We start from the raw sequence: 24,502 nt of genomic DNA, 5'->3' as shown, positions 1-24,502 counted from the left end.
GGATATGGCGATAGATAAGATGATGGGCCTGCCTGAAGCCCAGATAGAAGATTTGAGAAACCTGATGGAGGACTGGAAGAACGAACTCCTCGTCTATAAATTTGCCTTGGATCAAATGGATACGAAGTTTTCGATTATCAGCCAGGAATATAATTTAATTCACGGCCATAACCCGATTGAGCATACAAAATCAAGGGTAAAAAGCTTTGAAAGCCTGATTAACAAGCTTGTGCGGAAGGGCTGTGATATTACGACAAAGGCCGCTAAGGAGCACATCAATGATATCGCCGGTCTCAGAATCGTCTGCTCGTTTTTATCCGACATTTACAATATGGTTGAAGTGTTGAAGGAACACGAAGACATCAAGATTTTAAAAATGAAAGACTACATTAAAAATCCGAAGCCGAACGGATACAGGAGTCTCCACCTGATTGTAGAAGTGCCTGTTTACTTGACCAACCGCGTCGAGTACGCCAAGGTGGAGATTCAAATCAGGACGATCGCAATGGATTTCTGGGCGAGCCTCGAGCATAAAATCTACTACAAATTGAACAATGAAGTGCCGAACCAGCTCACTGATGAGCTGAAAGAAGCGGCTGACATCGCGAACTACCTGGATGAAAAAATGCTTCATATTCGAACAAAAGCGGATCAATAAAAAGCAGCCGGGCTAAAAAAATGCCCGGCTGCTATTTTTTTCTGCCGCTTGACCCGAAGTTGTCAATGTTGATATCAACATCATATGTAATATCGGCCTCAGCGAAAATCTCATCCCATTTCCCTTTCACTTTTTCCCATTCCCGCGGATACTGAATTCTGTACTTTTCCCCGAATTTCAAGACGTCCGTCCGGTATTCGCCCTGCAGTTTGCCGAGCGCGTTCTTAATCCACACTTTGACCTGATCTCCGGCAAGACGTTCGACTTCTTTCAGCTTTTTGTTTTGGAAGGCATTGCCCGGCGATGTCCAGTCTTCTGATAATCGTCCTTTTGAGGTGATATATATATGAAAGGAAGGCTGCCCGTTTTTCTTTGAAAGCTTGACTCGACTGTCAACGGATTGGATTTCATAGACCATCACCTGGTCAGCTTGATTTTTCACCTTGACGAGTCCGCCCTCAATTTGCCCGGTGATCCAGCCGATACCTTCGAGTTCTTCTTTTGTCAGCGTTCCGATGAGTTTTTTCTTTGAACCTTTCACTATTCCGGCTCCGTCAAATACGAGCTGGCCGTGCTGTATATCGATCTTTTGCAGTAAAAAGCTTGTATTGCTGACAAAGTTAGCTTTCACATCGCCCAGGCTTACGACGGGCAGTATCCCTGCTGTACGGAAGCGATTTTTCAGCGTCTCCATGATGCGCTCTGTCGGTGTTTCCGTCTTTCCAGGCACATCGAGTACTTGTTTTGCCGATGGGGAGGCAATGCAAATTTCAGGACTCATCCTCGAATTGTTGTCTCTAATATTCTGATCGAACAGATCCTGCAAATTGATCGATCTGGCCAGATCTTCTCCAATCATCAGCACTTTTTGATGCTGCGTAAAAATGGGCTTTGGAAGCTCCAATGAGAAATTGCGCAAAATTTCATGGACGGAGTCGCCTGCAAGCGTGATGTTTTGATATGGGGGCTTGATCGAGGTCTGTCCTTGAATTGTACTTTGAAATACGGCAATCTGTGTCGTCAACTCCAACGGCTCGCCCCGGTTTTCTTTTCCTTTATCAAATCCTGTGGCCATGACGATGGACAGCCCTTCAATATCGTAATTATCCCAGCATCCAGCTAAACAAATGCAAGAGAGCAGGAGGATCCCTATGTTAATTCGTTTCATGGCGCTCACCTTTTCTTTCTCCTTTTAATCGTGCTGCACCCAATAACAGGACAGGGAAGGCGATGGATACAACAAGGCTGTAGTAGCCGATCATATCCCCCATTGTAAAGACGTCATTTATACTTTGCGGAAAAAGAGCCGTTAAATACAAAAAAGGCAGTACAATCAGAACAAACGGCGTCAGCTTTTTACCGAACAGCTGCGAAAGGCCGAGTGAAGCGATATAGTGGCAGATTACATATGTGGCGAAAATCTGAATAAGCCAAACGATCAATAAGAAAGACTCAAACCGTTCAAATAAAATTCCTCTGTATTCATATTGCTGAATGAGCGTGATCAGCGGCCAAGTCTCAACACTTGTCCCGTTTAATGAAAGCGCACCGATGATGATGACGATCGCTGTTAAGTATAAGGAAATCGGAAGGCCGATTCCCCAGAAGATCACTTTTTTAGCTTTCTGCGGCTCCTTCATAAAGGCGGTCCATATCATCATGAACTCGATCCCTGAATTGGTCAGAAACGTCGGGGCAATGCCTTTCAAGACCGGGATGAATCCCTGTCCCAAGACCGGCAGCAAATTTTCGGTATTAAACAGCTTTACCCCCATGATGATGACGAGAAAAAAAATAATAAATGTAATGGGAGCCAATAATTCGAATAGACGGGCGATCGGATTGATGCCGCCTGTCACAACATAGGTTCCGACCCACAGCATGGAGATCATCAGCGGTTCAATCGGTGTGCTTTCCAATAAATAAAACTGAGTGACTTCACCCATGGAGCGGATCTCAAAGCTTCCGAGCAAAATGGCGTACCAGATAAAAATGATGCTTAGAATGCTGCCTGCCCCTTTTCCTACCAGCTGTCTGCTGAAGTCAAAAAACGTTCTCCGCGGATGGCGCAACGCCAGGCTGATGACCAAAAAGCCGGTCAATAGCGAGAGGATGCCTCCGAGAATGATGGAGATCCACATATCGGGGGTCCCGACCTCTTCGGCAAGCACGCGCGGAAGCGTCAAAATGCCGACGGCAATAATCGTAGATGATACGAGGTAGATCGTTTGAACGGTGGTAATCCGGTCTTCTTTGCTTCTTAATAACATCACGTTCACTTCCTCTTCTTTTTTCGGCGGTATCGGTTATGGCCAGAGGAAAATTCTTCAGGGCGGCGGATCATCGTAAACAAAGGCAGCCGAAATATAAAGTCTTTTAAATCTTCCTTGCTGAAAATATTAGCCGGCGTAAAATAAGGAACACCGAAGCTTTCGAGTTTTGAAAAATGAATGCAGAGCACAAGCAAAAATAATAAAATGCCGTACAGTCCAAAAACGGCCGAGCAGAACATGGCGACAAAGCGCAGTATTCTTAAAGAAATGCCTGTGCCGTATTGTGGGATCGCAAACGAGGAAATGGCCGTCAGCGCCACAACGATGACCATGATCGGACTGACAAGGCTTGCTTGTACAGCCGCTTCACCGATTACCAGGCCGCCGACCAAGCCGACCGTCTGGCCGACAGGCTTCGGCAGGCGCAGTCCCGCTTCGCGCAGGATTTCGATTGAGACCTCCATCAGAATGGCCTCAATTAAAGAAGGAAAAGGGACGCCTATTCTGGTGCTGGCAATGGAAAGAGCGAGTTTGGTCGGGATCATCCCCTGGTGGAAAGAGACAAACGCAATGTATATGCTCGGCAGGAAAACGCTGATAAAACCGGCCGCAAAACGCAGCATGCGAATAAGCGACATTGGCAGCCAGCGTTCATAATAATCTTCAGGCGTCTGAAAAAACATCGGAAACGTAACCGGAACGATCAACGCAAAAGGCGTTCCGTCCATCAGAATGGCAACCCTGCCTTCCAAAAGAGCTCCCATCACACGATCGGGCCGCTCGGTATTTTGAATTTGCGGGAAAAAGGACAGATAGTTGTCTTCGATCAATTCTTCGATATAGCCCGATTCCAGCGCATCATCAAGGTCTATTTTGTTGATCCGCTCTGTCACTTCTTTGATAAGACCTTCTTCTGCGATCCCTTTTATATAAACGAGAGAGCATGCTTTAGCCATTTTGCCGATTTGATAATCGATCATGGTCAAATTCGGGTTTGTACTGAGTCTTCGCAGAATCGCCGTATTATCCCGCAGGTTTTCGACGAACCCCACCCGGGGGCCTCTGACAAGACTTTCTGTGATCGGCTCTTCGATGTTTCGCGATTTCCAGCCTTTCACATCAATCATGATTCCGTCATGAAAGCCGTCGATGATCAAGGCTGCGGAACCTGTCAGAATGCCGTGCAAAATATCGTCAAGGTCCCGGTTTTCTTTGACGCCGGTCATCGGAAGCAGCCGATTCAGCAGTAAGGCTTTAAAGCGCTCCTCGGAAAGTGCGTCCGGAGAATCCGATTCTTGTTTGACATCGCCTTCTGCTTTCATTAACGGAGTCAGAAGGTGTTCGTGGATCATATGTTTATCTGCGAGTCCATCTATATAAATAAGAGCGGCCTTCCGTCCTGACGAACCGATGACAAATTCCCTGATTGACACGTCAGAGCTGTGACCGATGTGCCCGGCTATCTCATTGATATTGGCTTGCAGATCACCTGAGAGGGCTTTCGTTGTCTGCTGCTTTTTTTCTTTTATACCGGGCCATTTCGTTTTCCGTTGGACTTCCTTTAAAAACGCTCCGGCTTTTATAAAAAAGTAAGGGACAATAACAACAATGAAAGCACCAGTCATGACGTCAAACCGAAATAGAAAAGAAAGCAATGCATTCATCGATATCTCCCCCTTTTTACATATTTTGAACTATTGAAATGTAAAACATGTAAATTTTTCATGAAGAGAAAAGAGGAAGCGTGCTCCTCTGTATCAAAGGTTATGACTGTCATGAATCGAAAAAAGAAAACAAGAAAATGATAAGAGCATGAGGAGGTCTAAAAATGAAATCGGATATTGAAAAACTTGCGGAATGCGGTTTGCAAAATGGAGCGGCAGCGATGATGAACCGGGAATCGCAACGGCTTGATGCTGCTTTATACGGGGCCGTCGGCAATGTTTTCAACCGTGATACGGGTGCGGGCGGCAAAGCGGACGGAGCCGGCGAAAGGCTGCTTTCTTGAGTAAATGGCCCGACTGAAAAAGAATCGCGCTCTGTTTTTAACAGCCGTTGCATCAGGGACGATGCTGAATCCGCTCAACTCTTCAATGATTTCTTTGGCGCTGCACAGCATCCAGCATGAGTTTCACCTTTCATTTGCAACCGTATCGTGGCTGATTTCATCTTTTTATTTAGCCAGTGCGGTCGCACAGCCTGTCACAGGAAAAATCGGCGATTTAATCGGCCGGAAAAAGATGTTTTTGTCAGGGCTTGTTCTCGTTGCCGTATCGGCAATCGGCGCTCCTCTCGCACCGGCTTTTTCAGTCTTGCTGATCATGCGTTTGTTTCAATCGATTGGGAGCGGCGCCATTTATCCTTCGGGAGTGGGTCTGATCAGAAGCCACATTCATGAGAAGCGGGCGTCTGCACTCAGTGTGCTGTCCATTTTTTCTTCGGCTATGACCGCCTTTGGACCGACCGTGGGGGGATTTTTAATCGTTCTCGGGGGATGGCCCGCCATTTTCCTCGTAAACTTTCCATTTATTTTGTTCAGCTTTTTGTTGGGGATGTACATGTTTCCGAAAGATGAGAAAAAAGCCGGCTTAAATGTTCGCGCCATTATCAGGCGGCTTGATCTGACCGGGATTCTTCTGTTTGCGGGCGGAATTGTTCTCCTGCTGGTATTCCTGCTCTCATTGAGCACGGGCGAGCCCCGTTTTGCCGAGGGGATGTTCGGACTCGTCTTGCTTTTGATGTTTGTTTGGTGGGAGCTGAGAGTGAACAGCCCGTTTATTGATATCAGACTGTTGATCGCACGCAGGACGCTAACTTCGGTCTATGCTCAATTTATTATGCTGAACATCTTTAACTACTGTTTGTTTTTTGGACTTCCGAGTTATTTTCAGGATGAAATGCACCTTTCCGTTCAAACGAGCGGTCTTTTGATGCTGTTCATGTCGGGGACGAGCGTATTGATTTCGCCTTTTGTCGGGAAATGGATTGACCGTTCAGGTGAAACGCAGCCCGTTTTCATTGGTTCTTGCTTAATGGCAGCCGGCGCCATCCTGCTCACATTGTTTTTTGTCGATGCACCGATGTTGTGGAAAGGCATCATCCTCTCTTTGCTGGGGGTCAGCTACGGCCTCGGCAATGTCGCCCTGCAGGCTGCCATGTTTACGGCAAGTCCGCCGGATATCGTCGGAACCACTTCGGGCCTCTTCCAAACATGCCGCTATCTCGGCTCGATCTTTTCGTCCGTCATTCTCGGTCTGTTGTTTGGAGAAGAAATAACCGCGGGTCATTTTCAGGATCTGGGGGTGGTCATGATTGTGGTTGCCATCGGCAGCGTTTTGATGAGCTTCAGATTTATCAAGCTGATGAAGGATTGAAAAATGGAGCGCGAGATGCGGCTCCATTTTTTTTGCTTCCCGCAGATTCTCATGCTTGATTTTGGAGATTGGACTTTGGCAATGGCAAAAGAGAAGAGGGGAAAATCAAAAACTGGTATTAATCACTTATTAATTATATAGTGATAAAGTTCCAAATATAGAAAAATATAAATAAAATTTAATAAATTGGTTGAAAGAAATTGCAGGTGATGAAACAATATAATGGAAAATAATTAACAAAGAGGTGCTTTAGTTATGTTAAGAAAGTTGAGTATCATGTTTTTAGTAGGAATTTTTATGGTGGGATTTATGATTCCTAAAACTAGTTTTGCTCAAGAATATTCGAAAGAGGTGAATGTGAAAGATAATGATCAGGCACTAGAAAATGCCGAACAAGAAAAATTAATTAATACTATTAAACCCTATGTACATGTAGATGCTGATGGAAAGTTAATTTTGAAAAATGTCCCCGAAGATTTATACAAGGAGTATAATCTTAGTGCCTTAGAAGATCATTTTGACTACATAAATAAACGTGTGGAAGACAATCTATTGGTTATAGATAATCAACTTAATATAAAACCGACTGGATTTCAACCTATGGCTACTTATGGTAAGTGGACTTACCATTGGTGGGGATATGACAGAAAATTCACTCATAAACAAGCGGACAGTTTTGTAAATGAGTTAAATACCGCTGCTGGAGGTGCAGGCTTTGTGTCAGTTGTATTGCCGCCGATAGCGGCATTAGGCGGGATGGCTGGGTCGTATTGGGTAACATTAGGAGCACGTGTAAGTGCGCATAACGGAAAAAAAGGTGTTTTAGTTTCAATTACTTGGGCACTTGTTTTCAGTGTTGAATCTCTATAAACTTTCAAAACCGTATGGTTGAGTAACCATACGGTTTTGAAGAAAATCAATGTCTGTGTTTATTGATCACAACTTTAATCAACATCATGACTATAAAGATACTGAATAATTGTATAAGATAAGGAAGCACAATAATCATCTCCTAGTATATTTTTGAGAATATAATTAATAATAAATTGAGTGTCGCAATAGTAAGAGCACCAAGGATTTTGATAGCAGCCAGCGCACTCAGGTTGATGATGTTGTATCCTAATAAAATTGTAAAAATAAAGAAATACCCCATTAAAATAAAATATGTGAAAAACATGGATTTTTGTTGGATTAATTTAAAGCGTTCATCCTTCTTTTTAAATTGAGGATGTAAATACCCTAATGCAAAAAACATGATAAACAAAGAAAAGAGCAAATAAACAATTTCATCTCCGGATTTCCCATTAACTACGTTACTAAAAAACAAATAAAGACTTACACCCAACATTAAAAAACTCATTATGAAATTGCCTAATCGTGAATTCATATTTATGATTACCTCCTTAAACATCTTCGCTGTCTAAAATAAATAATTCTTCTACTGTAGTATCAAAAAGCTTAGCCATCAACATTGCCAAAGGAAGAGAAGGGTTGTATTTTCCCTTTTCAATTGAAATAATGGTTTGCCTAGATACATTAAGTATCGACGCTAAGGCTTCTTGAGAATAATTGTATTTCTTTCTAAATTCAACAATTCGATTATCCATAGAACCCCTCCCCTGTGTTCTCACCCTAACGTAAAACAAACTTTACGTCAAGGAAACTTTACAAAATGAGGCCCTTAGGCTCAAACTTGCAACCGTCGATGATAGGAAAAGGCTATGCTTACATACATCTATAGGCTGGGACAAGTGAATTTGTAGGCGGAAAAATTGTTCGGAGAATCATCGGTTTTTCGTGAATCGCTCAATTACTTTTAGGTATGTGCTGGAAAGGTAATGACGCTGCGGAGGTGAGGAGAATAGTGCTTCGGGTCTATGAAAAGAAGCGGTATAAAAAAAGGAGCAGATTGAATCGATCTGCTCCTTTTTATTATTACTGGGCAATTGTGGCGTAAGACGGTTTTCTGTTTTCTTTCTTGGTCAAGTTATAAACAGCTGTTCCCGCAATTTGACCGGCTGTTTTCAGCCTGTCTTTGCTGATGTGTTCAATTGTGTCGTAAGGGGTGTGGTACCAAGGCTCCAATGCACCTGTTCCCGGCTCTCTCCAAATGAAGTTGGCCGAGTCGATGCCTGCTTCATGGAATGGGACATGGTCGGATGATCCGCCTTGATGTAAAAATAATACGTCTTTTCCAAGGCTTAAAGAAGCGGCTTTACTTAGCTGCCAGACAAGGTTTGCTGAACCGTCCGGCGTATTGATGTACAGCTGTGAAGCATTTTCCCAGCTTGTTGCCACCATATCTAAGTTAAAGTTGGCAACGCTCCGTTTGACTTCCTGCTCTGACAACGTGCTGACATAATGGCGCGATCCGAGGAGACCGATTTCTTCAGCGCCGAATGTAATAAAGCGAATTTCTTTGTCGGCTGGAACCGTCTTCATAATCCGGGCCAGTTCAAGGACGACTGAAGTGCCGGAGGCATTGTCATTGGCTCCAGGAGCATAAGGGACGCTGTCATAATGCGAAGTCACATACACGATGTCCGGATTTTTGACACCTTTTGCTTTGCGGATGCCGATTACGTTTTGCGATGTTTGATTTTTATGAGCTTTCAGCTTCAAGATCGCTTCTTGTTCAGAAAGCAGCTTTTCTCCGTCTTCCTTTTTGACGCCGACAACTGGTATATCGACTTTATTCCCGCTGAGATTCGGAGTCAGTGGGACGAGGCTGTCGACGTTATTATAAATGATTACTCCGCTTGCGCCTGCGTCAGCAGCGTTTTTCGCTTTTTCATAAAATGTCAGCTCTCCTCTTAAAATGACGGCGATTTTTCCTCTCGCTTCTTCGGTGAAGTCGCCGGGCAGGCCGAGGCCGGCATCATAAAGAGGAGCGGCCAAGCCTTCTGCTGCAGTCGGAGCGGAACCGGCGGCAGGCCGCGAAGGCACGTTATTTCCCTGAACGGTAAGCGTTCCTTCCAGCCGGTCAGGTATGCTGAAGGTTTGTGTTTTCACTTTCAGATTTGACTTTTTCATCTGTGAGGCGATAAAAGCGGCGCTCTTTTTTTCTTCCAGAGTGCCTGTCACACGCGGTCCGATTGTTTCGCTTAAATGGTAAATCGTTTGATAGGCGCGGTTCTCGTTGAATTTTTTGCTGAATTTTTCGGTATCTTTTGCGATAGCCGTTTCCTGAGGCGACGCTTGAACTGCATTCCCCGTTCCATCGGCGAACACGCCGCCTGCAATGATGGATAGCGCCAATCCGAACATGATCATTTTTCTCTTCATACATAAACCTCCTCGATGGTCTTGTTTTCCTGAGAAGAGATATTCGCAGCTGAACGGGTGAATCCTGCATGCATCAGATAAATGATTCAATAGACCGGTAATTTTAAGTTTAATAAAAAAGTTTTTTTGTTTAATAGGATGGTTGACGTGAGCCTTCTTTCTGTTTAGAATACGTCCGAATTATCAGGAACCTGATTTTAAATCACATATGTGAATGTTGGAGGGTGTCATGTCAGTAAAATCCGCGGTACGTGTTGTACGTATATTTGAATTGCTGTCAAATCATCCGGATGGATTAACCGTAAAGGAAATCAGCAAAGAATTGTCGCTGCCCCAGAGCAGTACATTCAATTTGGCCGCTACACTTTTGGAAGAAGGCTACCTTCAGCAGGATGCTATCAAGCGTTACAGGCTGGGGGCAAAACTGATTCAAGTTGGAACCGCTGCCATGGAGTCGATAGACATTTCGTCGCAGGGTGTTCCATTTTTAAAACAGCTGATGGACGGCGTTCAGGAAACGGTGTTTATGGCCGTTCTATCCGATGATCAGCTCGTCTACATTGCAAAAATTGATAACAACAGGTCAATCAGAACAACTGCACAGCCCGGTTCGCGCAAGCCGCTTTATTGCACCGGGCTTGGCAAGGCATTTTTGGCATTCATGCCGGAGGATAAAAGTGAAGGGCTGCTCGACCGCATGGAGTTTATCCGGTTTACCGGGCATACCATCACCGCCAGAGAAGAGCTGGAAAAGCAGCTGCAGACATTTTTGGAGCAGGGATATGCTGTTGACAATGAAGAAAATGAAGAAGGTTTGTTTTGTCTGGCGGCGCCTGTCTATGGTCCGGATGGCGTGATGAAGGCGGCGATCAGCACCGCCGGGCCAAAGGAGCGCATGCTCGCAAGAAAAGCCGTTATCGTTGAGCAGCTGCTTCACACAGCCGGAAAAATTACAGAAAGCATTGGCGGATTTAAAAAGCCGCTTTAGCAAAGGGGAGAGTTCTGATGGATGTTATTAGCATAGGAGAGACAATGGCGCTGTTCACTCCGAATGAAGACGGCCCTCTCAGATACGCAAGAAACTATCAGGTGAGAATAGCGGGTGCAGAAACCAACACGCTGATCGGGCTTTCGAAGCTCGGAAAAAAAGCCGGCTGGATTACACGGCTTGGAAAAGACGAGTTCGGGGCGATGATTCTTTCTTCTGTCAGAGGAGAGGGAGTCGATGTCAGCCAGGTGAAGCTCGATGACGCGGCGCCGACAGGTTTGTTTTTTAAAGAAAGGAAAAGCGCGGCCAAAGTCAATGTCTTCTATTACAGGAAGCTTTCAGCGGCGAGTTTTTTGAAAAAAAGCGATATTGATGAGCAATACATTGAGAAAGCGGGGTTTTTATACATTACGGGAATTACCCCGGCTTTAAGTGAAAGCGCTTCAGGTGCAGTGTTTTATGCAGTGGAGCTCGCCAAAAAGCATAATAAATGCGTTGTGTTTGATCCGAATTTTCGAAAAAAACTCTGGGACGGAGAGCGGGCGCGGCAGACCATGTTTGATTTAATCAAACAGTCTGATATCGTGCTTCCTGGCCTGAGCGAAGGGCGTTTTTTGTTCGGCACTGCTGATGAGAAAAAAATAGCGGAAGCCATCCGCGGGCTCGGGGCTGAAACCGCCATCGTCAAGCTTGGTGCAAAAGGCGCCTATTATGCCGGCGGGAACGAAAGCGGCTATGCGGAAGGCTATCAGATTCAGACTGCAGCGGACCCCGTGGGTGCCGGAGACGGCTTTGCAGCCGGCGTATTATCGGGTTTGATTGATCATATTCCGCTTTCAGAAGCTGTCACACGGGGCTGTGCCGTCGGCGCTATGGTAGCGGCGGTAAACGGTGATATTGAAGGGCTGCCTGACCGCGAATCACTGTTTGCGTTTATGGAACAATCTGATGAAGAAGATGTCAGCCGATAAAAAAACCGTAAAGAAAGGGTGGCAGAAATGCATGTATTGTCACAAATCGAAGAACAAAAAGTGATTGCGATCATCCGCGGATACAATCCGGAGGAGGCAGTGAGCATTGCCGGCGCCTTAAAAGCGGGCGGCATCAGGCTCGTGGAAATTACGCTCAATTCCCCTCAAGCGATCAAAGCGATTGAAGCGGTTTCAGCACATGTTGGAGACGAAATGCTTGTCGGAGCGGGAACCGTACTTGATCCCGAATCTGCGAGAGCGGCGCTTTTAGCCGGCGCGCGGTTTATCCTGTCGCCAACTGTTCATGAAGGGACGATCAAGCTGACAAAACGGTATGGAGCGGTCAGCATTCCAGGCGCTTTTACCCCGACTGAAATATTGACGGCGTATGAAAGCGGGGGAGACATCATCAAAATATTTCCCGGAACAATGGGGCCTGGCTATATCAAGGATATCCACGGACCGCTTCCGCATATTCCGCTGCTTCCGACCGGAGGAGTCGGATTGGAAAACCTTCACGAGTTTCTGCAGGCCGGTGCGGTCGGAGCAGGAATCGGCGGTTCACTTGTCCGGGCTAATAAAGATGTTGACGACGCGTTTTTAGAAGAGCTGTCCAAAAAAGCAAAGCAATTTGTAGAAGCAGCAAAACAGTAAAAAGGGGAGATCAGAGATGAAAATAACAGGATTCGAGTGTTTCCAAATTCCGCCGCGCTGGCTTTTCTTAAAAATCGAAACGGATGAAGGCATTACAGGATGGGGAGAGCCGGTAATCGAGGGAAAGGCCGCGACAGTTAAGGCGGCAGTGGGCGAATTAATGGAATATTTAATCGGAAAAGACCCGATGAACATCGAAGACCACTGGAATGTCATGTACAGAGGCGGATTTTATCGGGGCGGACCCATTCTGATGAGTGCGATCGCAGGCATCGATCAAGCGCTTTGGGATATTAAGGGCAAGTTTTACAATGCTCCCGTGCATCAGCTGCTCGGAGGGAAGAACAGGGAATCGATCAAAGTTTATTCATGGATTGGCGGAGACAGGCCTCAAGACGTCGGCCTCGCTGCCAAACAGGTGGTTGACAAAGGCTTTACAGCCGTCAAAATGAACGGCACGGAAGAGCTGCAATACATCGATTCACATGAAAAAATCGATCAGGTGATTGAAAGAATATCAGCTGTCAGAGAAGCTGTCGGCCCGTACATTGGAATCGGCATTGACTTTCACGGCAGGGTGCACAAGCCGATGGCGAAGATTTTGGCAAAGGAGCTTGAGCCGTTTCGTCCGATGTTTATAGAAGAGCCTGTTCTGCCGGAAAATAATGAGGCGCTCCGCGATATCGCCAGCCTCGTCTCAATTCCGATTGCGACCGGAGAACGGATGTTTTCAAAGTGGCAATTTAAAAACCTGCTGACTGACGGCTATGTCGATATCATTCAGCCTGACTTGTCACACGCCGGCGGAATTACCGAATGTAAAAAGATCCTGTCGATGGCGGAAGCATTTGATGTTGCCGCCGCCCCTCATTGTCCGCTGGGCCCGATCGCTCTGGCGGCATGCCTTCAGGTTGATGCAACGTGCCACAATGCATTTATTCAGGAACAAAGCTTAGGAATCCATTACAACAAAGGCACGGATTTGCTTGATTATATAGTGGATCAAAAGGTGTTTTTCTATGAAGACGGCTATGTCCGAATTCCGGATGGACCTGGCCTTGGGGTTGCCATCAATGAGGATCACGTTCGGAAAATGGCTGATATCGGGCATAACTGGCGCAATCCGGTATGGCGGCACAAGGACGGAAGCATAGCTGAATGGTAAAAATGATACCGCTTTCAAATGGTGTCCGTCATCACAAACAAATAAAAGGAGAGGGCCTGTCATGAAACAAACAACTTTAAAAGAGAAGCCGACAAAGGTTAGAGTGCGGGTACTGCTGTTTATTTTTGTATGTGTCGTGATCAATTATATGGATCGAAGCAATATCTCTGTTGCAGCTTCTGCAATCGGGGACGATTTAAACTTGTCTGCCGTTCAATTGGGCTTGATTTTTTCAGCTTTCGGCTGGGCATACTGCGCCCTGCAAATACCGGGAGGCGGGCTTGTCGACCGGTTTGGCCCGAGGCTTGTTTACGGTTTTACTTTGATTACTTGGTCGCTCGCGACATTGCTGCAGGGGTTTGTCCGCGGCTTCGGTTCACTATTCGGCTTGCGTCTTGCGACCGGAGCGTTTGAAGCGCCGGCTTTTCCGACCAATAACCGGGTGGTGACTTCATGGTTTCCTGAACAGGAAAGAGCTTCAGCGATTGCATTTTATACGTCGGGGCAATTTGCCGGTCTTGCGTTTTTGACGCCGGCGCTCAGCGCCATCCAGCATGTCGTCGGCTGGCGCGGCCTGTTCATCGTAACGGGGGTGATCGGCATCATCTGGGGCCTGATCTGGTATATCTTTTATCGTGATCCCGACCGTCATCCAAAGGTAAACAAGGCTGAACTTGACCATATTGAAAAAGGCGGGGGTATCGTCCGCCGCGGCCGGACTTCCGAGAAGGAGAAATCGGCATTTACTTGGAAGCATTTCAAACAAGTAACCGCTCATCGGAAGCTGTGGGGCATATATATCGGACAGTTCGCCGTTAATTCGACTTTATGGTTTTTTCTGACGTGGTTTCCGACATACCTTGTAAAATATAGAGGCCTTGATTTTCTCCAATCCGGTTTTCTCGCCTCGCTTCCGTTTCTTGCGGCATTTACCGGCGTTCTGTTGTCAGGCTTCCTGTCCGACTTTTTGATCAAAAGAGGCGTATCGGCCGGGGTTGCCCGCAAAACACCGATTATTACCGGATTGTTTCTGTCTATTTCAATTATCGGTGCCAATTATGTCGATCAAACATCCTTGATCATTTTGTTTATGACGCTCGCCTTTTTTGGAAACGGCCTTGCCTCCATTACATGGGTGCTTGTATCGTCTTTAGCGCCTAAGCATTTGATCGGGCTGACCGGCGGAGTATTTAATTTTGTCGGCAGCCTCGCCTCCGTTATCGTTCCGATTGTCATCGGCTTTCTCGCTAACGGGGGAAGCTTTGCGCCCGCCCTCGTCTTTATCGGCAGCCTCGCCCTTCTGGGAGCGCTTTCCTACATCTTTCTTGTCGGAAAGGTTGAACGGATTCAGGTCAATGATGACGCAAAGGAAAACGATTCTATTTCTATGTGACACCCGGCTGCCGGACATTCGGCGGCCTTTTTGAATAATAGATCATGGTTTGTCACAAAATAACGTTAAAATATTTTGATGATAGGTGCATAAGATGAAAACATATTTTCAAAAAGATTATCAGCTCGGCTCGTTTCAGCTATTTTCAGCATCCCATATTCTGACTTTGTTAGTGATTGCGGCGCTTGGTGTTTGTCTGTTCGTCTTTCGGAAGACGCTGCAAAAGCCCGAATCGAACCGGTTGATTCGGTATGTCTTTGTGGCGGTTCTCATTATTTCGGAAATCAGTTACCACTCCTGGTTCATTTATGTGAACTCATGGACGCCGCGCTATTCTTTACCGCTTCACCTCAGCGATCTTTCAGTTTATCTCGTCATCATTCTGTTATTGACGAAAAACCTCAACTTGTTTAAATTTCTTTACTTTGCAGGTTTGGGAAGCGCATTGCAGGCGATTCTGACGCCTGACTTGGGAAGGTACGGCTTTCCTCATTTCCGCTTTTTTGAATTTTTTATTTCCCACGGAATCGTCGTTCTCTCCTGCCTCTTGATGATTGCAGCCGAAAAGTATAAGCCGACGGTGCGCTCTCTCTGGGTCACGTTTCTTCTCGTCAATGTTTATGGCGCTCTCATTTTTTTGATCAACCGTTTGCTGAATTCGAACTATATGTACATGATGAAAAAGCCTGGCGGCGGAGCATCGCTGTTAGATATGCTCGGGCCATGGCCATGGTATCTTTTATCAGCTGAAGCGGTTACGATCGTCTTCTTCTACCTTCTCTATTTGCCGTTTTGGATCGCTAGGAAGGTGAAAGAAAAAAAGGATCTTGCATGATCCTCAACGTGAGGATATAATGCGCCTTTTCCATGGCTGATATTAGCGATTAACCTTTCTAAAAATAAGCATCCGTCGGAGTGATTTGGCAATAAAATCTGCCAATACCGCAAGTGAAGGGAACACCCATGATCTCCCTGTATTTCTAAATAGGAGGGGCCGTATCCCATACTACAATGTTACGGCGATAGAATCGTTCACAGCGTGATCAGGAATATGAAGCAAAAAAGCAGATCTCGTAAAAGATCTGCTTTCTATTACATACTGATTTGTTTCCTTTGTTCATGAGCTATTTCTGGCTGTATTTCCTTCGTGAGTTGATGCCCTTCTATGTCCACATTCGGAATCATCTTGTCCAGCCATTTTGGCAAATACCAGGCTGCATTCCCCATCAGCTTCATCACACTTGGAATCAGTGTCATTCGTACAATAAATGCATCAAAGAGCACACCAAAGGAAAGAGCCAACCCGTTGGCTTTTATAGAAGCTTCACCAGCAAAGATAAATCCTGCAAAAACGAATATCATGATCAGGCCGGCTGCGGTGACAACAGGACCGCTGTGTTTTAATCCAGCTTGAATCGCTTGGACTGGATTCTTTGTTTTCACATATTCTTCACGCATTCTGCTTACAAGGAATACTTGATAATCCATGGCTAATCCAAACAGTATCCCAATAGATAAAATCGGCAAGAACGCGAGTATCGGCCCTTTTTCAGGTATTTTGAAAAAATCGATGAGATTCCCGTCTTGTAAAACAAATACACAGATTCCAAGAGTGGCTGTCATCGTCAATATGAAACCTGCAACAGCAACAAGAGGCACAAGCAACGAACGGAATACGATTGTCAGCAATACAAACGCAAAACCAACAATGAGTACAGCAAACACCGGTATCGCATCATTAAGGCGATCTGAAATATCAATATTCACTGCAGTCGATCCAGTAACAAGCAAATCTACCCCGTTTTTATCTGATAAGCTGCGCACATCCTTTACCAAATCCTTCGTTGCTGCATCATTTGGACCTGTTGTAGGAACTACTGTAATGATGGCAAAGTTCCCTTCTTTATTAGGCATTGCAGGAGTGACACTCGCTACATGGTCCAGTTCCTTTATTTCTTTCACTGCATCTGCGAAGGCTTCCGCCTTATTTTCTGTCACACTTGCGGCATCCGCTACAATTGTTAATTGACCATTAAATCCTTCTCCAAAACCGTCGGCAAGCAAGTCATAAGCCCGGCGATCTGGATTATCCTTCGCTTTCATCCCTGCATCAGGCAAGCCCAGCTCCAAATGCATAGACGGGATACTAATAACGAGCAAAATGAGAATGCTGCATACACTTAGCATGATAGGATTTTTTGTGACAAAGCGTCCCCAGACATTTGTTTCAGCGCTTTGTTTTCCTTTTTTCTTGTTTAATTTCGGAACCATCCGTTTCCCCGCTATCGACAAGACGGCAGGCACAAGCGTGATTGAAGCGAGAACAGCCATCAGTACACTAAGCCCTGCTGTCAGCCCCATTGCAGACATAAAAGGAATGTTAACGACAGTCAATCCGCAAAGTGCGACGATAACAGTAAGTCCGGCAAAAACAACTGCACTCCCAGCTGTTCCTGTAGCTCTCGCAATGGACTCATTTTTTTGTATACCTTCACCTAAAAACTGGCGGTGCTTCGTAAAAATAAATAAAGCATAATCAATCCCGACTGCAAGGCCAATCATTCCGGCTAATGATAGACTGACGGAAGCAATATCGAATACTTGTGTCCCCATCAAAACAAGCCCAATACTTACACCTAATCCAATCAGTGCTGTTAAAATTGGCAAACCTGCTATTAATAAAGAGCCGAATGTAATGGCTAAAACGATAAAGGCCAAAATAATGCCGACAATTTCAGACACTCCGCCTATCTCCATCTCGGCTCCCGGTACATCTCCGCTTAGCTCAGTTTGCAATCCCTCATAATCAGCCATTTTCAAACTGTCTTTTAAGTGCTTGATAGAGTAATCCTTTATATCATCTGCTGATGATTTATACTTGATATCAGCATAGGCAACTGTGCCATCTTTCGCGATTGTTCCTTTCACAAAAGGACTTGCAATCGAGTCAACGGAACCATCTTTATCGATTTCCTTTAACGTATTTTCGATTGCCTTTTTGGCTGACTCTGCAGTAAGTTTCTCTCCATCTTCAGCACCGAAAATCACCCGTATGCTCCCTTTATCAGGGCCGTGAGGAAATTCTTTTTGAATGACATCCATCGCTTTTTCCGAAGGTGTATCAGGTATGGACATATCCTCAGAAAAACTTGGTTTTAATGTGGTTGCAAGGCCTATCGAAGCAACTAACACAACGATCCACGCGCATATAACTTTTATGCGATGGCGAGCAACCCATCCTCCTAATTTATATAACATTTTTGACATGATAATCTCCTTTCAGCACATTGCTTCATCATATTCCTTCTCATTGTAGTGGACAATGAAATAAAAAAAACGTACATTCGGGTATGTACGTTTGGGCAAATTTCAAATTTGATATTATTAGTCTAATGTCAGAATACCTCTTTGCATGGCAATCGTCACTGCTTCAGTTCTTGAATTCGCGCCTAATTTATTGTAAATGGACGTTAGTCTTGACTTTACTGTTCGCTCAGAGACGCCCAAATCAAAGGCGATCGCTTTGCTTTTCAGACCTTTGGCAATGGCTTTTAGAACAATGACTTCCTTTTCTGTCAGCTGCGTATCATTGCTCTGCTTCTTCATCCGCTCCAATTGGATTTCTTGCAGACGTTTTAAGATATCAGGCTGCAATAGCACGTTTCCTCTTATTGCTGCATCCATTGTATGAAAAAGGGTTTCTGAACTTGTATCCTTCAATAGATATCCTTTCGCCCCTAATTCAATTCCTTCAATCATTAAGTGATCTTCATTATACGTAGTCAAAATAATGATGGGGATGTCGTGTTTTTCTTTTATTAGTTTAATGGCTTCTAACCCGCTCATCTCTGGCATATACAAATCCATGAGAATAATATCCGGTTTTAATTCATCTGCAAGGCGGACTGCTGCTTTGCCATTTTCCGCCTCTCCTATGATGATGTAGTGATCATTCGTTTCAATTAAAAGCTTCAGACCTTCCCTCACGACAAGATGGTCATCAACGATTAATACCTTATTCATCTTGCATCTCTCCTTGAATTGGTACAGTAATCTCAATTTGTGTTCCTTTAGATTTTGTGCTCTTTATATTGAATTGGCCTTTCATTGCTCTGACGCGTTCTTCTATGCCGAGAAGCCCATAATGTCCTCTCTTTTTCTTGCCCTTTTCAACATCAAATCCTTTGCCATTGTCCTTGACGGTTAAATGGAGCCTCCTCTTATCATCATCCCAAATGGATACCGAGATCGTTTCTGCTTCAGCATGCTTTGCTGCATTCGCTATGCATTCTCCAATGATGTAATAACAGTTTTCAGCTGTACGAACGTCCGGCACTTGATCTAATCTGTAGTCTAAAAAACAAGCCATGCCTGACGACTCTTGAAAATGATCCATTAATGAGGTAATTCTTTCTTTTAAAAAACCGATTTCTTCTGATTTGCTGCGCAGATCGTCAATCGCTGAACGTGCATCAGCTAATGTGCTTTTCACTCTATTCATAGATTGTTGAACAATTTCTTTTGCTCTCTCTGTGTTGTCTTTGGCGAGATGAACATGAATAGCGTCCAGCTGCATATTTAAACTGACCAGCCCTTGAGCAAGCGTATCGTGTAAGTCCCGGGCCATACGCTGTCTCTCGTTTTGCAGTGTCAGCTGTTCTATCTGCTGATGAGCCAGCTCCAGCCTTTCAAGAGTCAGCTGCGCTTTTGTCTTTTCATCGACTTGGGCAAAAAGTGTAGCGGCATATGTGATAATCACGGTCATAATAGGTACAACTATGACAAGAAAATGCAAATATTCACCTTTGTGAATATGATATAGTACATTGATTGACAGCAGAAGCAATAAATAAAGGATGAGGAACGTCTTTCTTTTGTCTGCCATTCCTATAATCTGTCCGATCAAAAATGCATAAAGGCCAATGACGATCAGCACCAAGAAGTCAGTCATGAGATTAGCAAGCGTAAAAGTGATCAAGCCTTGTATTACGAAGTACAGAATCACCCTTTTCTTAACCCAGCGATATGAGTGCCAATGCAACAAAGCAAAGATGGCGGCCAATACCGCAAACACATTAAGCAATAAAATGGACCAGCTCCCATTCAGAAATTGCAGCACGATAGAGGCTACATAAATCATGAGGATAAAAGCCAGGCCCGGCACTCTGAGCGCAAGCATATTTAATGCCCGTCTATCATGTAAGTAGTATTTTTCTTTGAAAGGATTCCTCAAACCTCATTCACTTCCTTTAACAGTTTAACCGAAAAGAGACTAATGAAAATCGATCCCATTTCATTGAACGTGTAACATACATTTATCCAATCATTTTATAGGAAGAGAAGGAACACAACAATACCAATGTGCAGTGAACCATTAGATGTTCCCAACATATGATCATTGCCCAAACGTACATATGCGTTCTGCCTTTATGTACGTTTTATCTTTTCAAATTTACATTTAAAATAATGAGGAACTCACTATTCATTAAAGGAATGATCAACATTGAAATCGATTGATCTCACAATTTTATCATTAAAAAGAAAAGGAATCAGAACTGAGAAAGTGTCAAAAAATCAGTGCCCTGATCGATTAAGCAATGCGAACGAAAAAACAGACAAGCATCGAAACAAAAATAGTCAATCCAAGAACACGTGTAAAGAAAAAGAGGAATGAATATGTATTGGTTTTTAGGTGCTTTATTATATGTTCTCATCGGTACTTGTATATTCATTGGAGTCATTAGAGACAGTCACTCGGGCTCATGGATACTCCTTGCATTAGCAGCCCCGCTTATCATTGTTGGCTATCCTTACTTTTATTTAAAGCAGCTTCTTTCCACTAGATAGTGAAATAGACGCTATACAATCTGAGGATCTTGCATGATCCTTTTTTTTCGGCCTATCGCCGGTGTTTATTTTTTTAAAAAAGGGAATAGAACAAAAAAAAGAAAAGGAGATGGAAGACATATGAAAAGCGACCGAACCATGCATATTATCTCTTGTACAGACAATAACTACGCACAGCATTTAAGCGTGATGTTCGCATCATTGCTGACGAATATGGATCAGACGCGCGATGTGAAACTGTATGTCATCGACGGGGGGATTGAACCGGAGAATAAAAAGCGGCTGGAAGAGACGACCCTCCAATTCGGGGCTCCCATTACATTTCTTAATGTGGAAAAAAGCCAGTATGACCGGGCGGTTGAAAGCAGCCATATAACAAAAGCGGCTTACTATCGAATTTCGATTCCCGATCTGATTGATGACGAATCCGTCAAACGAATGATCTATGTCGACTGCGACGCCTTAGTGTTGGAGGATATATCGAAGTTGTGGGACAAGGACATATCACCTTATTTCGCAGCGGCGGTTGAAGATGCAGGCCAGCATGAACGGCTGAAAAAGATGAACATCAGTGATGAAGCAAAATATTTTAACTCGGGCATAATGGTCATCGATATGGAAGCCTGGAGAAAAAACGACATTTCGAAAAAAGTCATCGACTTTATCAATAACAACGATGAAGACATGTTTGTGTTTCATGACCAGGACGCGCTGAACGCGATTCTTTATGATCAGTGGCTCGAACTTCATCCAAGGTGGAACGCCCAAACACACATTATTTTAAAAGAAAAAACACCGGTTCCTCTCATCGATCAAAAGCGTTATATGGAAACAAGGGCAAATCCCGCAATCGTTCATTTCTGCGGCGGAAACAAGCCTTGGAATTCACAAACCTCACACCCGTACGCCCGTCAATATTTTAAGTATTTGCAGTCCACGGCCTTTAACCAGCCGGCCAAATTGTCTAAAAACCATGTCAGCTAACATGCCAATCTTCTTTTTAAATCGCAGGGTGAATCGATATAATGACAACAAACCCTGACGTATCCCCATATTCGCTTGTTTCCTTTCATCGGAAACAAGCATTTTTCTGGTCGGAAAAATTCCTGACGAATGGAGGAGAGCTTTTGGTTAAAGTGCTGCTGACGCTTAACGGACTGTTTTACCGCGCTGCGCCGCGGTTGAAAGAAAGGATCGAACAGCTCGGCGCCGAATTTGCGTTTTTGGATTCAAATCGGTTGACGAGACAGGATTTACTGACTCATATCAAAGATGTCCATATTTATATCGCCGGCGTTGAAAAAGCGGACCGGGAGCTGATCGATGCCGCTCCGGGACTCCGATATATCATGAAATTCGGCGCGGGAATCGACAATATTGATGTGGAATATGCAAATGAAAAAGGAATCCTTGTCACGAATGCACCCGGCCAAAATGCCGCGGCAGTCGCCGATTTGGCATTCGGTCTTCTGCTGTCTGGCGCCCGTTCGATTCCGCAGTCAAACACCGTTGTCAAAGCCGGCTTATGGCAGTCGGCGATGGGCTATGAGCTCGATGGAAAAACGCTGGGGCTTATCGGTTTTGGGGAAATCGGCAAAAAGATTGCAAGGCGGGCTTCCGGGTTTAATATGAACGTTTTGGCGTATGGCACATACAAAGACTACAATGCAGCCAAACGGCTGAATGTCCGGTTCGCAGAGTTTGACGATCTCCTGACAAAATCGGACTTTGTATGTATCAGCACGTCATTAAGACCTGCCACCTATCATTTGATCAATCAAGAAAAACTGGCAAAAATGAAGAAAACCGCGTACCTGATCAACATTGCCCGCGGAGAAGTGGTGGACGAAAGCGCGCTTATTCAAGCGCTTGAACAAAAACAGATCAGAGGCGCAGCATTGGACGTCTTTGAAACCGAACCGCCGGCTGCCCGGATCACCGGTCTCGGCAATGTCATTTGCACGGCGCATATCGGCGGCGCTACGTACGAGAGCATCAGGCGCATCGAAGAGGTGACATATCAAAACATCAAAAGGTTTATCGAAAAACAGCCGCCGGCTTTCCGCGTTCCATAAATGACCGGAAACGGCGATAAGCCGCGTCCGGTTATGTTCTTTGAAAGAACTCGACCATTTCGCCTTCGGGCCCAAAAAGAAAAAAATAGCGGAAGCCGTTTGGCAATACGGTGATCTCATCTTCCATCAGCTTGATGCCGGCGCCTTTTACGCGAGCAAATTCAGCCTCGATATCATCGGTTGAGACGGCAAAATGATGAACTTTTCCTTCCTGAGGAAGGTTGTCGTTATATCCCTCGATCAGTTCCAGCTCTGTCTCGTCTCTGTTCTCAAAGCCTAAAAAAGCGAGTTTCATGACGCCGTTAGTATGGGTCATTCTGCCTTTCAGCGTCATTCCGATCACATCCTGGTAGAATGCGATCGAAGCATCAATGTCTTTCACCATCAGTCCTACGTGGTCGATTCGCGCCATTTCGCCATTCCTCCTTTAGTTTCTCCATCATCTTAGAAAAATCGGAATCATCTGTCAATGATGTCGATTACATGATGAATAAGAATATTGATCAGGCGTTATGGTAGGATAGAGAAGACTTTAAGATAAGGACTGAATCAAAATGCATACATTAAAAATAAAACATCCATTCGCTGTAAAAATGAAAAAGGGCTATCCTCTAATCGAAAAAGAAGCCGTTTCCTCGCAAGAAAACGGCATAAAGGAAGGATCGCTGATCAGAATTACCGATGAAAACGGCAGGTTTTTGGGAAAGGGCTATTATGGCGAGCAAAACAAAGGGATCGGCTGGGTTCTGACCCAAAACGAAGAGGAATCGATTGACCAGTCATTCTTTTTAAGCAGGCTGGCGAAAGCCTTTCAGGCCAGAAAAACGCTTTTTCAAGATCCGGATACGACCGCTTTTCGTTTGTTTAACGGGGAAGGCGACGGAATCGGCGGCTTTACGATTGATTATTATGACGGCTACTATTTGTTCCAATGGTACAGCAAAGGGATTTATACGTTTAAAGATACGATTATGAAAGCCCTTGATGAATTGACGGACTATCAAGCCGTATATGAGAAAAAAAGGTTTAATACGGCCGGGCAGTATGTAGAAGATGACGACTTTGTTAAAGGGGAAAGAGGGGACTTTCCGATCATTGTGAAAGAGAACGGCATTCATTATGCCGTTTACCTCAATGACGGAGCGATGACCGGCGTTTTTCTCGATCAGCGCAATGTCCGCAAGGCGGTTAGGGACCGGTATGCGGAAGGAAAAACCGTGCTCAACACATTCTCATATACAGGTGCATTTTCTGTGGCGGCGGCGCTCGGAGGGGCCGAAAAAACAACGAGCGTTGATGTTGCAAACCGCAGTTTAAGCAGGACGATCGAACAATTCAGCGTGAACGGGCTCGACTATGAAGCTCATGATATTAAAGTCATGGACGTTTTTAAATATTTTCAATACGCGGCCAAAAAAGAACTCGCCTTTGACCTCGTCATCCTTGATCCGCCTTCATTTGCAAGAACGAAAAAACATACATTCAGCGCGGCAAAGGATTATAAAAATCTGTTGAAAGACGCGATTCGAATCACTAAAGATCAAGGTGTGATCGTCGCTTCGACGAACAGCAGCGCTTTTGGGATGAAAAAATTCAAAGGCTTTATCGAAGCGGCATGCAAAGAAACGGGGACGCGCTTTACGGTGCTTGAGGAGCATTCGCTTCCCGAAGATTTTAAAACGGTGAAAAACTATCCTGAGGGCGATTATTTAAAAGTTGTTTTTTTGCGGATACGTCATCGTTAATGGAAGCCGGCTGATTGCAGGCTGGGGAATAGTTTTGCGATAAAAACAATACCTGTCGATCGATTATTCATGTA

At 44.8% G+C, this 24,502-nt stretch carries 25 protein-coding genes; 15 read left to right on the top strand and 10 right to left on the bottom strand.

The window, feature by feature from the left end; translation table 11 throughout:
• The first annotated feature begins 22 nt into the window (after positions 1-22).
• Positions 23-658, top strand: coding sequence for a GTP pyrophosphokinase YwaC (gene ywaC, locus BTA31_RS00950; protein ID WP_043926974.1), 636 nt, complete (start codon positions 23-25; stop codon positions 656-658).
• Between the two features lie 31 nt (positions 659-689).
• Here the strand turns inward: ywaC and BTA31_RS00945 are convergent, their stop codons facing one another.
• The 3 genes from BTA31_RS00945 to BTA31_RS00935 are packed head-to-tail and all read right to left on the bottom strand — an operon-like array spanning position 690 to position 4,595.
• Entirely contained in the window at positions 690-1,826 is a 1,137-nt protein-coding gene (locus BTA31_RS00945; protein ID WP_142243739.1) for a Ger(x)C family spore germination protein, read from the bottom strand.
• The gene (locus BTA31_RS00940) at positions 1,813-2,928 is read right to left on the bottom strand and encodes a GerAB/ArcD/ProY family transporter (protein ID WP_043926976.1); all 1,116 of its coding nucleotides are present in this window, start codon (positions 2,926-2,928) and stop codon (positions 1,813-1,815) included. The genes BTA31_RS00945 and BTA31_RS00940 overlap by 14 nt, the downstream gene beginning before the upstream one ends.
• 5 nt (positions 2,929-2,933) lie before the next feature.
• Positions 2,934-4,595 carry a spore germination protein gene (locus BTA31_RS00935; RefSeq protein WP_083698250.1) on the bottom strand — a complete coding sequence of 554 codons (1,662 nt, stop codon included), beginning with the start codon at positions 4,593-4,595 and terminating at the stop codon, positions 2,934-2,936.
• Between the two features lie 164 nt (positions 4,596-4,759).
• On the opposite strand from BTA31_RS00935, the gene BTA31_RS00930 reads away from it, so the two are divergent.
• The 3 genes from BTA31_RS00930 to BTA31_RS00920 all read left to right on the top strand — a co-directional run bounded on the left by BTA31_RS00930 (position 4,760) and on the right by BTA31_RS00920 (position 7,175).
• On the top strand, positions 4,760-4,939 hold the full coding sequence (locus BTA31_RS00930) for a hypothetical protein (RefSeq protein WP_076788343.1): 180 nt from the start codon (positions 4,760-4,762) through the stop codon (positions 4,937-4,939).
• A 4-nt stretch (positions 4,940-4,943) separates the two neighbouring features.
• The gene (locus tag BTA31_RS00925; protein WP_076788340.1) at positions 4,944-6,305 is read left to right on the top strand and encodes an MFS transporter; all 1,362 of its coding nucleotides are present in this window, start codon (positions 4,944-4,946) and stop codon (positions 6,303-6,305) included.
• Between the two features lie 255 nt (positions 6,306-6,560).
• Entirely contained in the window at positions 6,561-7,175 is a 615-nt protein-coding gene (locus BTA31_RS00920) for a hypothetical protein (RefSeq protein WP_076788337.1), read from the top strand.
• Positions 7,176-7,317: 142 nt separating this feature from the next.
• Here BTA31_RS00920 and BTA31_RS00915 read toward each other — a convergent pair whose 3' ends face one another.
• From BTA31_RS00915 to BTA31_RS00905, 3 genes are all read right to left on the bottom strand, one after another.
• Complete coding sequence (locus tag BTA31_RS00915) at positions 7,318-7,692, bottom strand: hypothetical protein (RefSeq protein ID WP_076788334.1); 375 nt, start codon at positions 7,690-7,692, stop codon at positions 7,318-7,320.
• A 16-nt stretch (positions 7,693-7,708) separates the two neighbouring features.
• Positions 7,709-7,912, bottom strand: a complete 204-nt coding sequence (locus BTA31_RS00910; protein ID WP_043927582.1) for a helix-turn-helix transcriptional regulator — start codon at positions 7,910-7,912, stop codon at positions 7,709-7,711.
• A 328-nt stretch (positions 7,913-8,240) separates the two neighbouring features.
• Positions 8,241-9,590: a M28 family peptidase gene (locus BTA31_RS00905; RefSeq protein ID WP_076788331.1), complete on the bottom strand. Its 1,350-nt coding sequence runs from the start codon at positions 9,588-9,590 to the stop codon at positions 8,241-8,243.
• A 229-nt stretch (positions 9,591-9,819) separates the two neighbouring features.
• On the opposite strand from BTA31_RS00905, the gene BTA31_RS00900 reads away from it, so the two are divergent.
• The 6 genes from BTA31_RS00900 (at position 9,820) to BTA31_RS00875 (ending at position 15,596) form a co-directional block, all read left to right on the top strand.
• Positions 9,820-10,578 carry an IclR family transcriptional regulator gene (locus BTA31_RS00900; RefSeq protein WP_076788329.1) on the top strand — a complete coding sequence of 253 codons (759 nt, stop codon included), beginning with the start codon at positions 9,820-9,822 and terminating at the stop codon, positions 10,576-10,578.
• A 17-nt stretch (positions 10,579-10,595) separates the two neighbouring features.
• Positions 10,596-11,549: a sugar kinase gene (locus tag BTA31_RS00895; RefSeq protein ID WP_076788327.1), complete on the top strand. Its 954-nt coding sequence runs from the start codon at positions 10,596-10,598 to the stop codon at positions 11,547-11,549.
• Positions 11,550-11,576: 27 nt separating this feature from the next.
• Positions 11,577-12,203: a bifunctional 4-hydroxy-2-oxoglutarate aldolase/2-dehydro-3-deoxy-phosphogluconate aldolase gene (locus tag BTA31_RS00890; protein WP_076788324.1), complete on the top strand. Its 627-nt coding sequence runs from the start codon at positions 11,577-11,579 to the stop codon at positions 12,201-12,203.
• 16 nt (positions 12,204-12,219) lie between these two features.
• Positions 12,220-13,368, top strand: a complete 1,149-nt coding sequence (gene dgoD / locus BTA31_RS00885; RefSeq protein ID WP_076788322.1) for a galactonate dehydratase — start codon at positions 12,220-12,222, stop codon at positions 13,366-13,368.
• Between the two features lie 61 nt (positions 13,369-13,429).
• On the top strand, positions 13,430-14,761 hold the full coding sequence (locus tag BTA31_RS00880) for an MFS transporter (RefSeq protein ID WP_076788319.1): 1,332 nt from the start codon (positions 13,430-13,432) through the stop codon (positions 14,759-14,761).
• Between the two features lie 94 nt (positions 14,762-14,855).
• Positions 14,856-15,596, top strand: a complete 741-nt coding sequence (locus BTA31_RS00875) for a YwaF family protein (RefSeq protein WP_043927590.1) — start codon at positions 14,856-14,858, stop codon at positions 15,594-15,596.
• A gap of 257 nt (positions 15,597-15,853) precedes the next feature.
• Here the strand turns inward: BTA31_RS00875 and BTA31_RS00870 are convergent, their stop codons facing one another.
• From BTA31_RS00870 to BTA31_RS00860, 3 genes are all read right to left on the bottom strand, one after another.
• Positions 15,854-18,028 (bottom strand): MMPL family transporter, encoded by a 2,175-nt coding sequence (locus BTA31_RS00870; protein ID WP_076788317.1) that lies wholly within the window; start codon positions 18,026-18,028, stop codon positions 15,854-15,856.
• A 117-nt stretch (positions 18,029-18,145) separates the two neighbouring features.
• Entirely contained in the window at positions 18,146-18,784 is a 639-nt protein-coding gene (ydfI, locus tag BTA31_RS00865) for a two-component system response regulator YdfI (RefSeq protein WP_043927593.1), read from the bottom strand.
• Positions 18,777-19,940, bottom strand: a complete 1,164-nt coding sequence (locus BTA31_RS00860) for a two-component system sensor histidine kinase YdfH (RefSeq protein WP_076788561.1) — start codon at positions 19,938-19,940, stop codon at positions 18,777-18,779. Before BTA31_RS00860 ends, ydfI begins: the two co-directional genes overlap by 8 nt.
• 324 nt (positions 19,941-20,264) lie before the next feature.
• Here BTA31_RS00860 and BTA31_RS22465 point away from each other — a divergent pair, with 324 nt between their 5' ends.
• The 4 genes from BTA31_RS22465 (at position 20,265) to BTA31_RS00850 (ending at position 22,683) form a co-directional block, all read left to right on the top strand.
• Positions 20,265-20,435, top strand: coding sequence for a hypothetical protein (locus tag BTA31_RS22465; protein ID WP_094777387.1), 171 nt, complete (start codon positions 20,265-20,267; stop codon positions 20,433-20,435).
• A complete protein-coding gene (locus BTA31_RS22460; protein WP_094777386.1) occupies positions 20,432-20,608 on the top strand; it encodes a hypothetical protein in 177 nt (58 codons plus the stop codon). The genes BTA31_RS22465 and BTA31_RS22460 overlap by 4 nt, the downstream gene beginning before the upstream one ends.
• 120 nt (positions 20,609-20,728) lie before the next feature.
• Positions 20,729-21,592: a glycosyltransferase family 8 protein gene (locus BTA31_RS00855; protein ID WP_076788559.1), complete on the top strand. Its 864-nt coding sequence runs from the start codon at positions 20,729-20,731 to the stop codon at positions 21,590-21,592.
• Positions 21,593-21,735: 143 nt separating this feature from the next.
• Positions 21,736-22,683, top strand: a complete 948-nt coding sequence (locus BTA31_RS00850) for a phosphoglycerate dehydrogenase (RefSeq protein WP_076788558.1) — start codon at positions 21,736-21,738, stop codon at positions 22,681-22,683.
• Between the two features lie 31 nt (positions 22,684-22,714).
• On the opposite strand, the gene BTA31_RS00845 is transcribed toward BTA31_RS00850, so the two are convergent.
• Positions 22,715-23,095, bottom strand: a complete 381-nt coding sequence (locus tag BTA31_RS00845; protein WP_076788314.1) for a VOC family protein — start codon at positions 23,093-23,095, stop codon at positions 22,715-22,717.
• A gap of 142 nt (positions 23,096-23,237) precedes the next feature.
• Between BTA31_RS00845 and BTA31_RS00840 the strand changes: the two genes are divergently transcribed.
• Positions 23,238-24,428: a class I SAM-dependent rRNA methyltransferase gene (locus BTA31_RS00840; protein ID WP_076788310.1), complete on the top strand. Its 1,191-nt coding sequence runs from the start codon at positions 23,238-23,240 to the stop codon at positions 24,426-24,428.
• Positions 24,429-24,502 lie beyond the last annotated feature (74 nt).

The sequence above is a fragment of the Bacillus haynesii genome (assembly GCF_001969855.1).
GTDB lineage: Bacteria > Bacillota > Bacilli > Bacillales > Bacillaceae > Bacillus > Bacillus haynesii.
This window is presented reverse-complemented; position numbering and strand designations above follow the sequence as displayed.

Coding starts and splice junctions, on each gene's coding strand:
- BTA31_RS00855 (WP_076788559.1), top strand. CDS start 20,729: ATGAAAAGCGACCGAACCATGCATATTATCTCTTGTACAGACAATAAC.
- BTA31_RS00875 (WP_043927590.1), top strand. CDS start 14,856: ATGAAAACATATTTTCAAAAAGATTATCAGCTCGGCTCGTTTCAGCTA.
- BTA31_RS00940 (WP_043926976.1), bottom strand. CDS start 2,928: ATGTTATTAAGAAGCAAAGAAGACCGGATTACCACCGTTCAAACGATC.
- BTA31_RS00910 (WP_043927582.1), bottom strand. CDS start 7,912: ATGGATAATCGAATTGTTGAATTTAGAAAGAAATACAATTATTCTCAA.
- BTA31_RS00935 (WP_083698250.1), bottom strand. CDS start 4,595: ATGAATGCATTGCTTTCTTTTCTATTTCGGTTTGACGTCATGACTGGT.
- BTA31_RS00905 (WP_076788331.1), bottom strand. CDS start 9,590: ATGAAGAGAAAAATGATCATGTTCGGATTGGCGCTATCCATCATTGCA.
- BTA31_RS00840 (WP_076788310.1), top strand. CDS start 23,238: ATGCATACATTAAAAATAAAACATCCATTCGCTGTAAAAATGAAAAAG.
- BTA31_RS00920 (WP_076788337.1), top strand. CDS start 6,561: ATGTTAAGAAAGTTGAGTATCATGTTTTTAGTAGGAATTTTTATGGTG.
- BTA31_RS00860 (WP_076788561.1), bottom strand. CDS start 19,940: ATGCTTGCGCTCAGAGTGCCGGGCCTGGCTTTTATCCTCATGATTTAT.
- BTA31_RS00870 (WP_076788317.1), bottom strand. CDS start 18,028: ATGTCAAAAATGTTATATAAATTAGGAGGATGGGTTGCTCGCCATCGC.
- BTA31_RS00845 (WP_076788314.1), bottom strand. CDS start 23,095: ATGGCGCGAATCGACCACGTAGGACTGATGGTGAAAGACATTGATGCT.
- BTA31_RS00925 (WP_076788340.1), top strand. CDS start 4,944: ATGGCCCGACTGAAAAAGAATCGCGCTCTGTTTTTAACAGCCGTTGCA.
- BTA31_RS22460 (WP_094777386.1), top strand. CDS start 20,432: ATGAATATGTATTGGTTTTTAGGTGCTTTATTATATGTTCTCATCGGT.
- ydfI (WP_043927593.1), bottom strand. CDS start 18,784: ATGAATAAGGTATTAATCGTTGATGACCATCTTGTCGTGAGGGAAGGT.
- ywaC (WP_043926974.1), top strand. CDS start 23: ATGGGCCTGCCTGAAGCCCAGATAGAAGATTTGAGAAACCTGATGGAG.
- BTA31_RS00915 (WP_076788334.1), bottom strand. CDS start 7,692: ATGAATTCACGATTAGGCAATTTCATAATGAGTTTTTTAATGTTGGGT.
- BTA31_RS00890 (WP_076788324.1), top strand. CDS start 11,577: ATGCATGTATTGTCACAAATCGAAGAACAAAAAGTGATTGCGATCATC.
- BTA31_RS00895 (WP_076788327.1), top strand. CDS start 10,596: ATGGATGTTATTAGCATAGGAGAGACAATGGCGCTGTTCACTCCGAAT.
- BTA31_RS00900 (WP_076788329.1), top strand. CDS start 9,820: ATGTCAGTAAAATCCGCGGTACGTGTTGTACGTATATTTGAATTGCTG.
- BTA31_RS00945 (WP_142243739.1), bottom strand. CDS start 1,826: ATGAAACGAATTAACATAGGGATCCTCCTGCTCTCTTGCATTTGTTTA.
- BTA31_RS00930 (WP_076788343.1), top strand. CDS start 4,760: ATGAAATCGGATATTGAAAAACTTGCGGAATGCGGTTTGCAAAATGGA.
- dgoD (WP_076788322.1), top strand. CDS start 12,220: ATGAAAATAACAGGATTCGAGTGTTTCCAAATTCCGCCGCGCTGGCTT.
- BTA31_RS00880 (WP_076788319.1), top strand. CDS start 13,430: ATGAAACAAACAACTTTAAAAGAGAAGCCGACAAAGGTTAGAGTGCGG.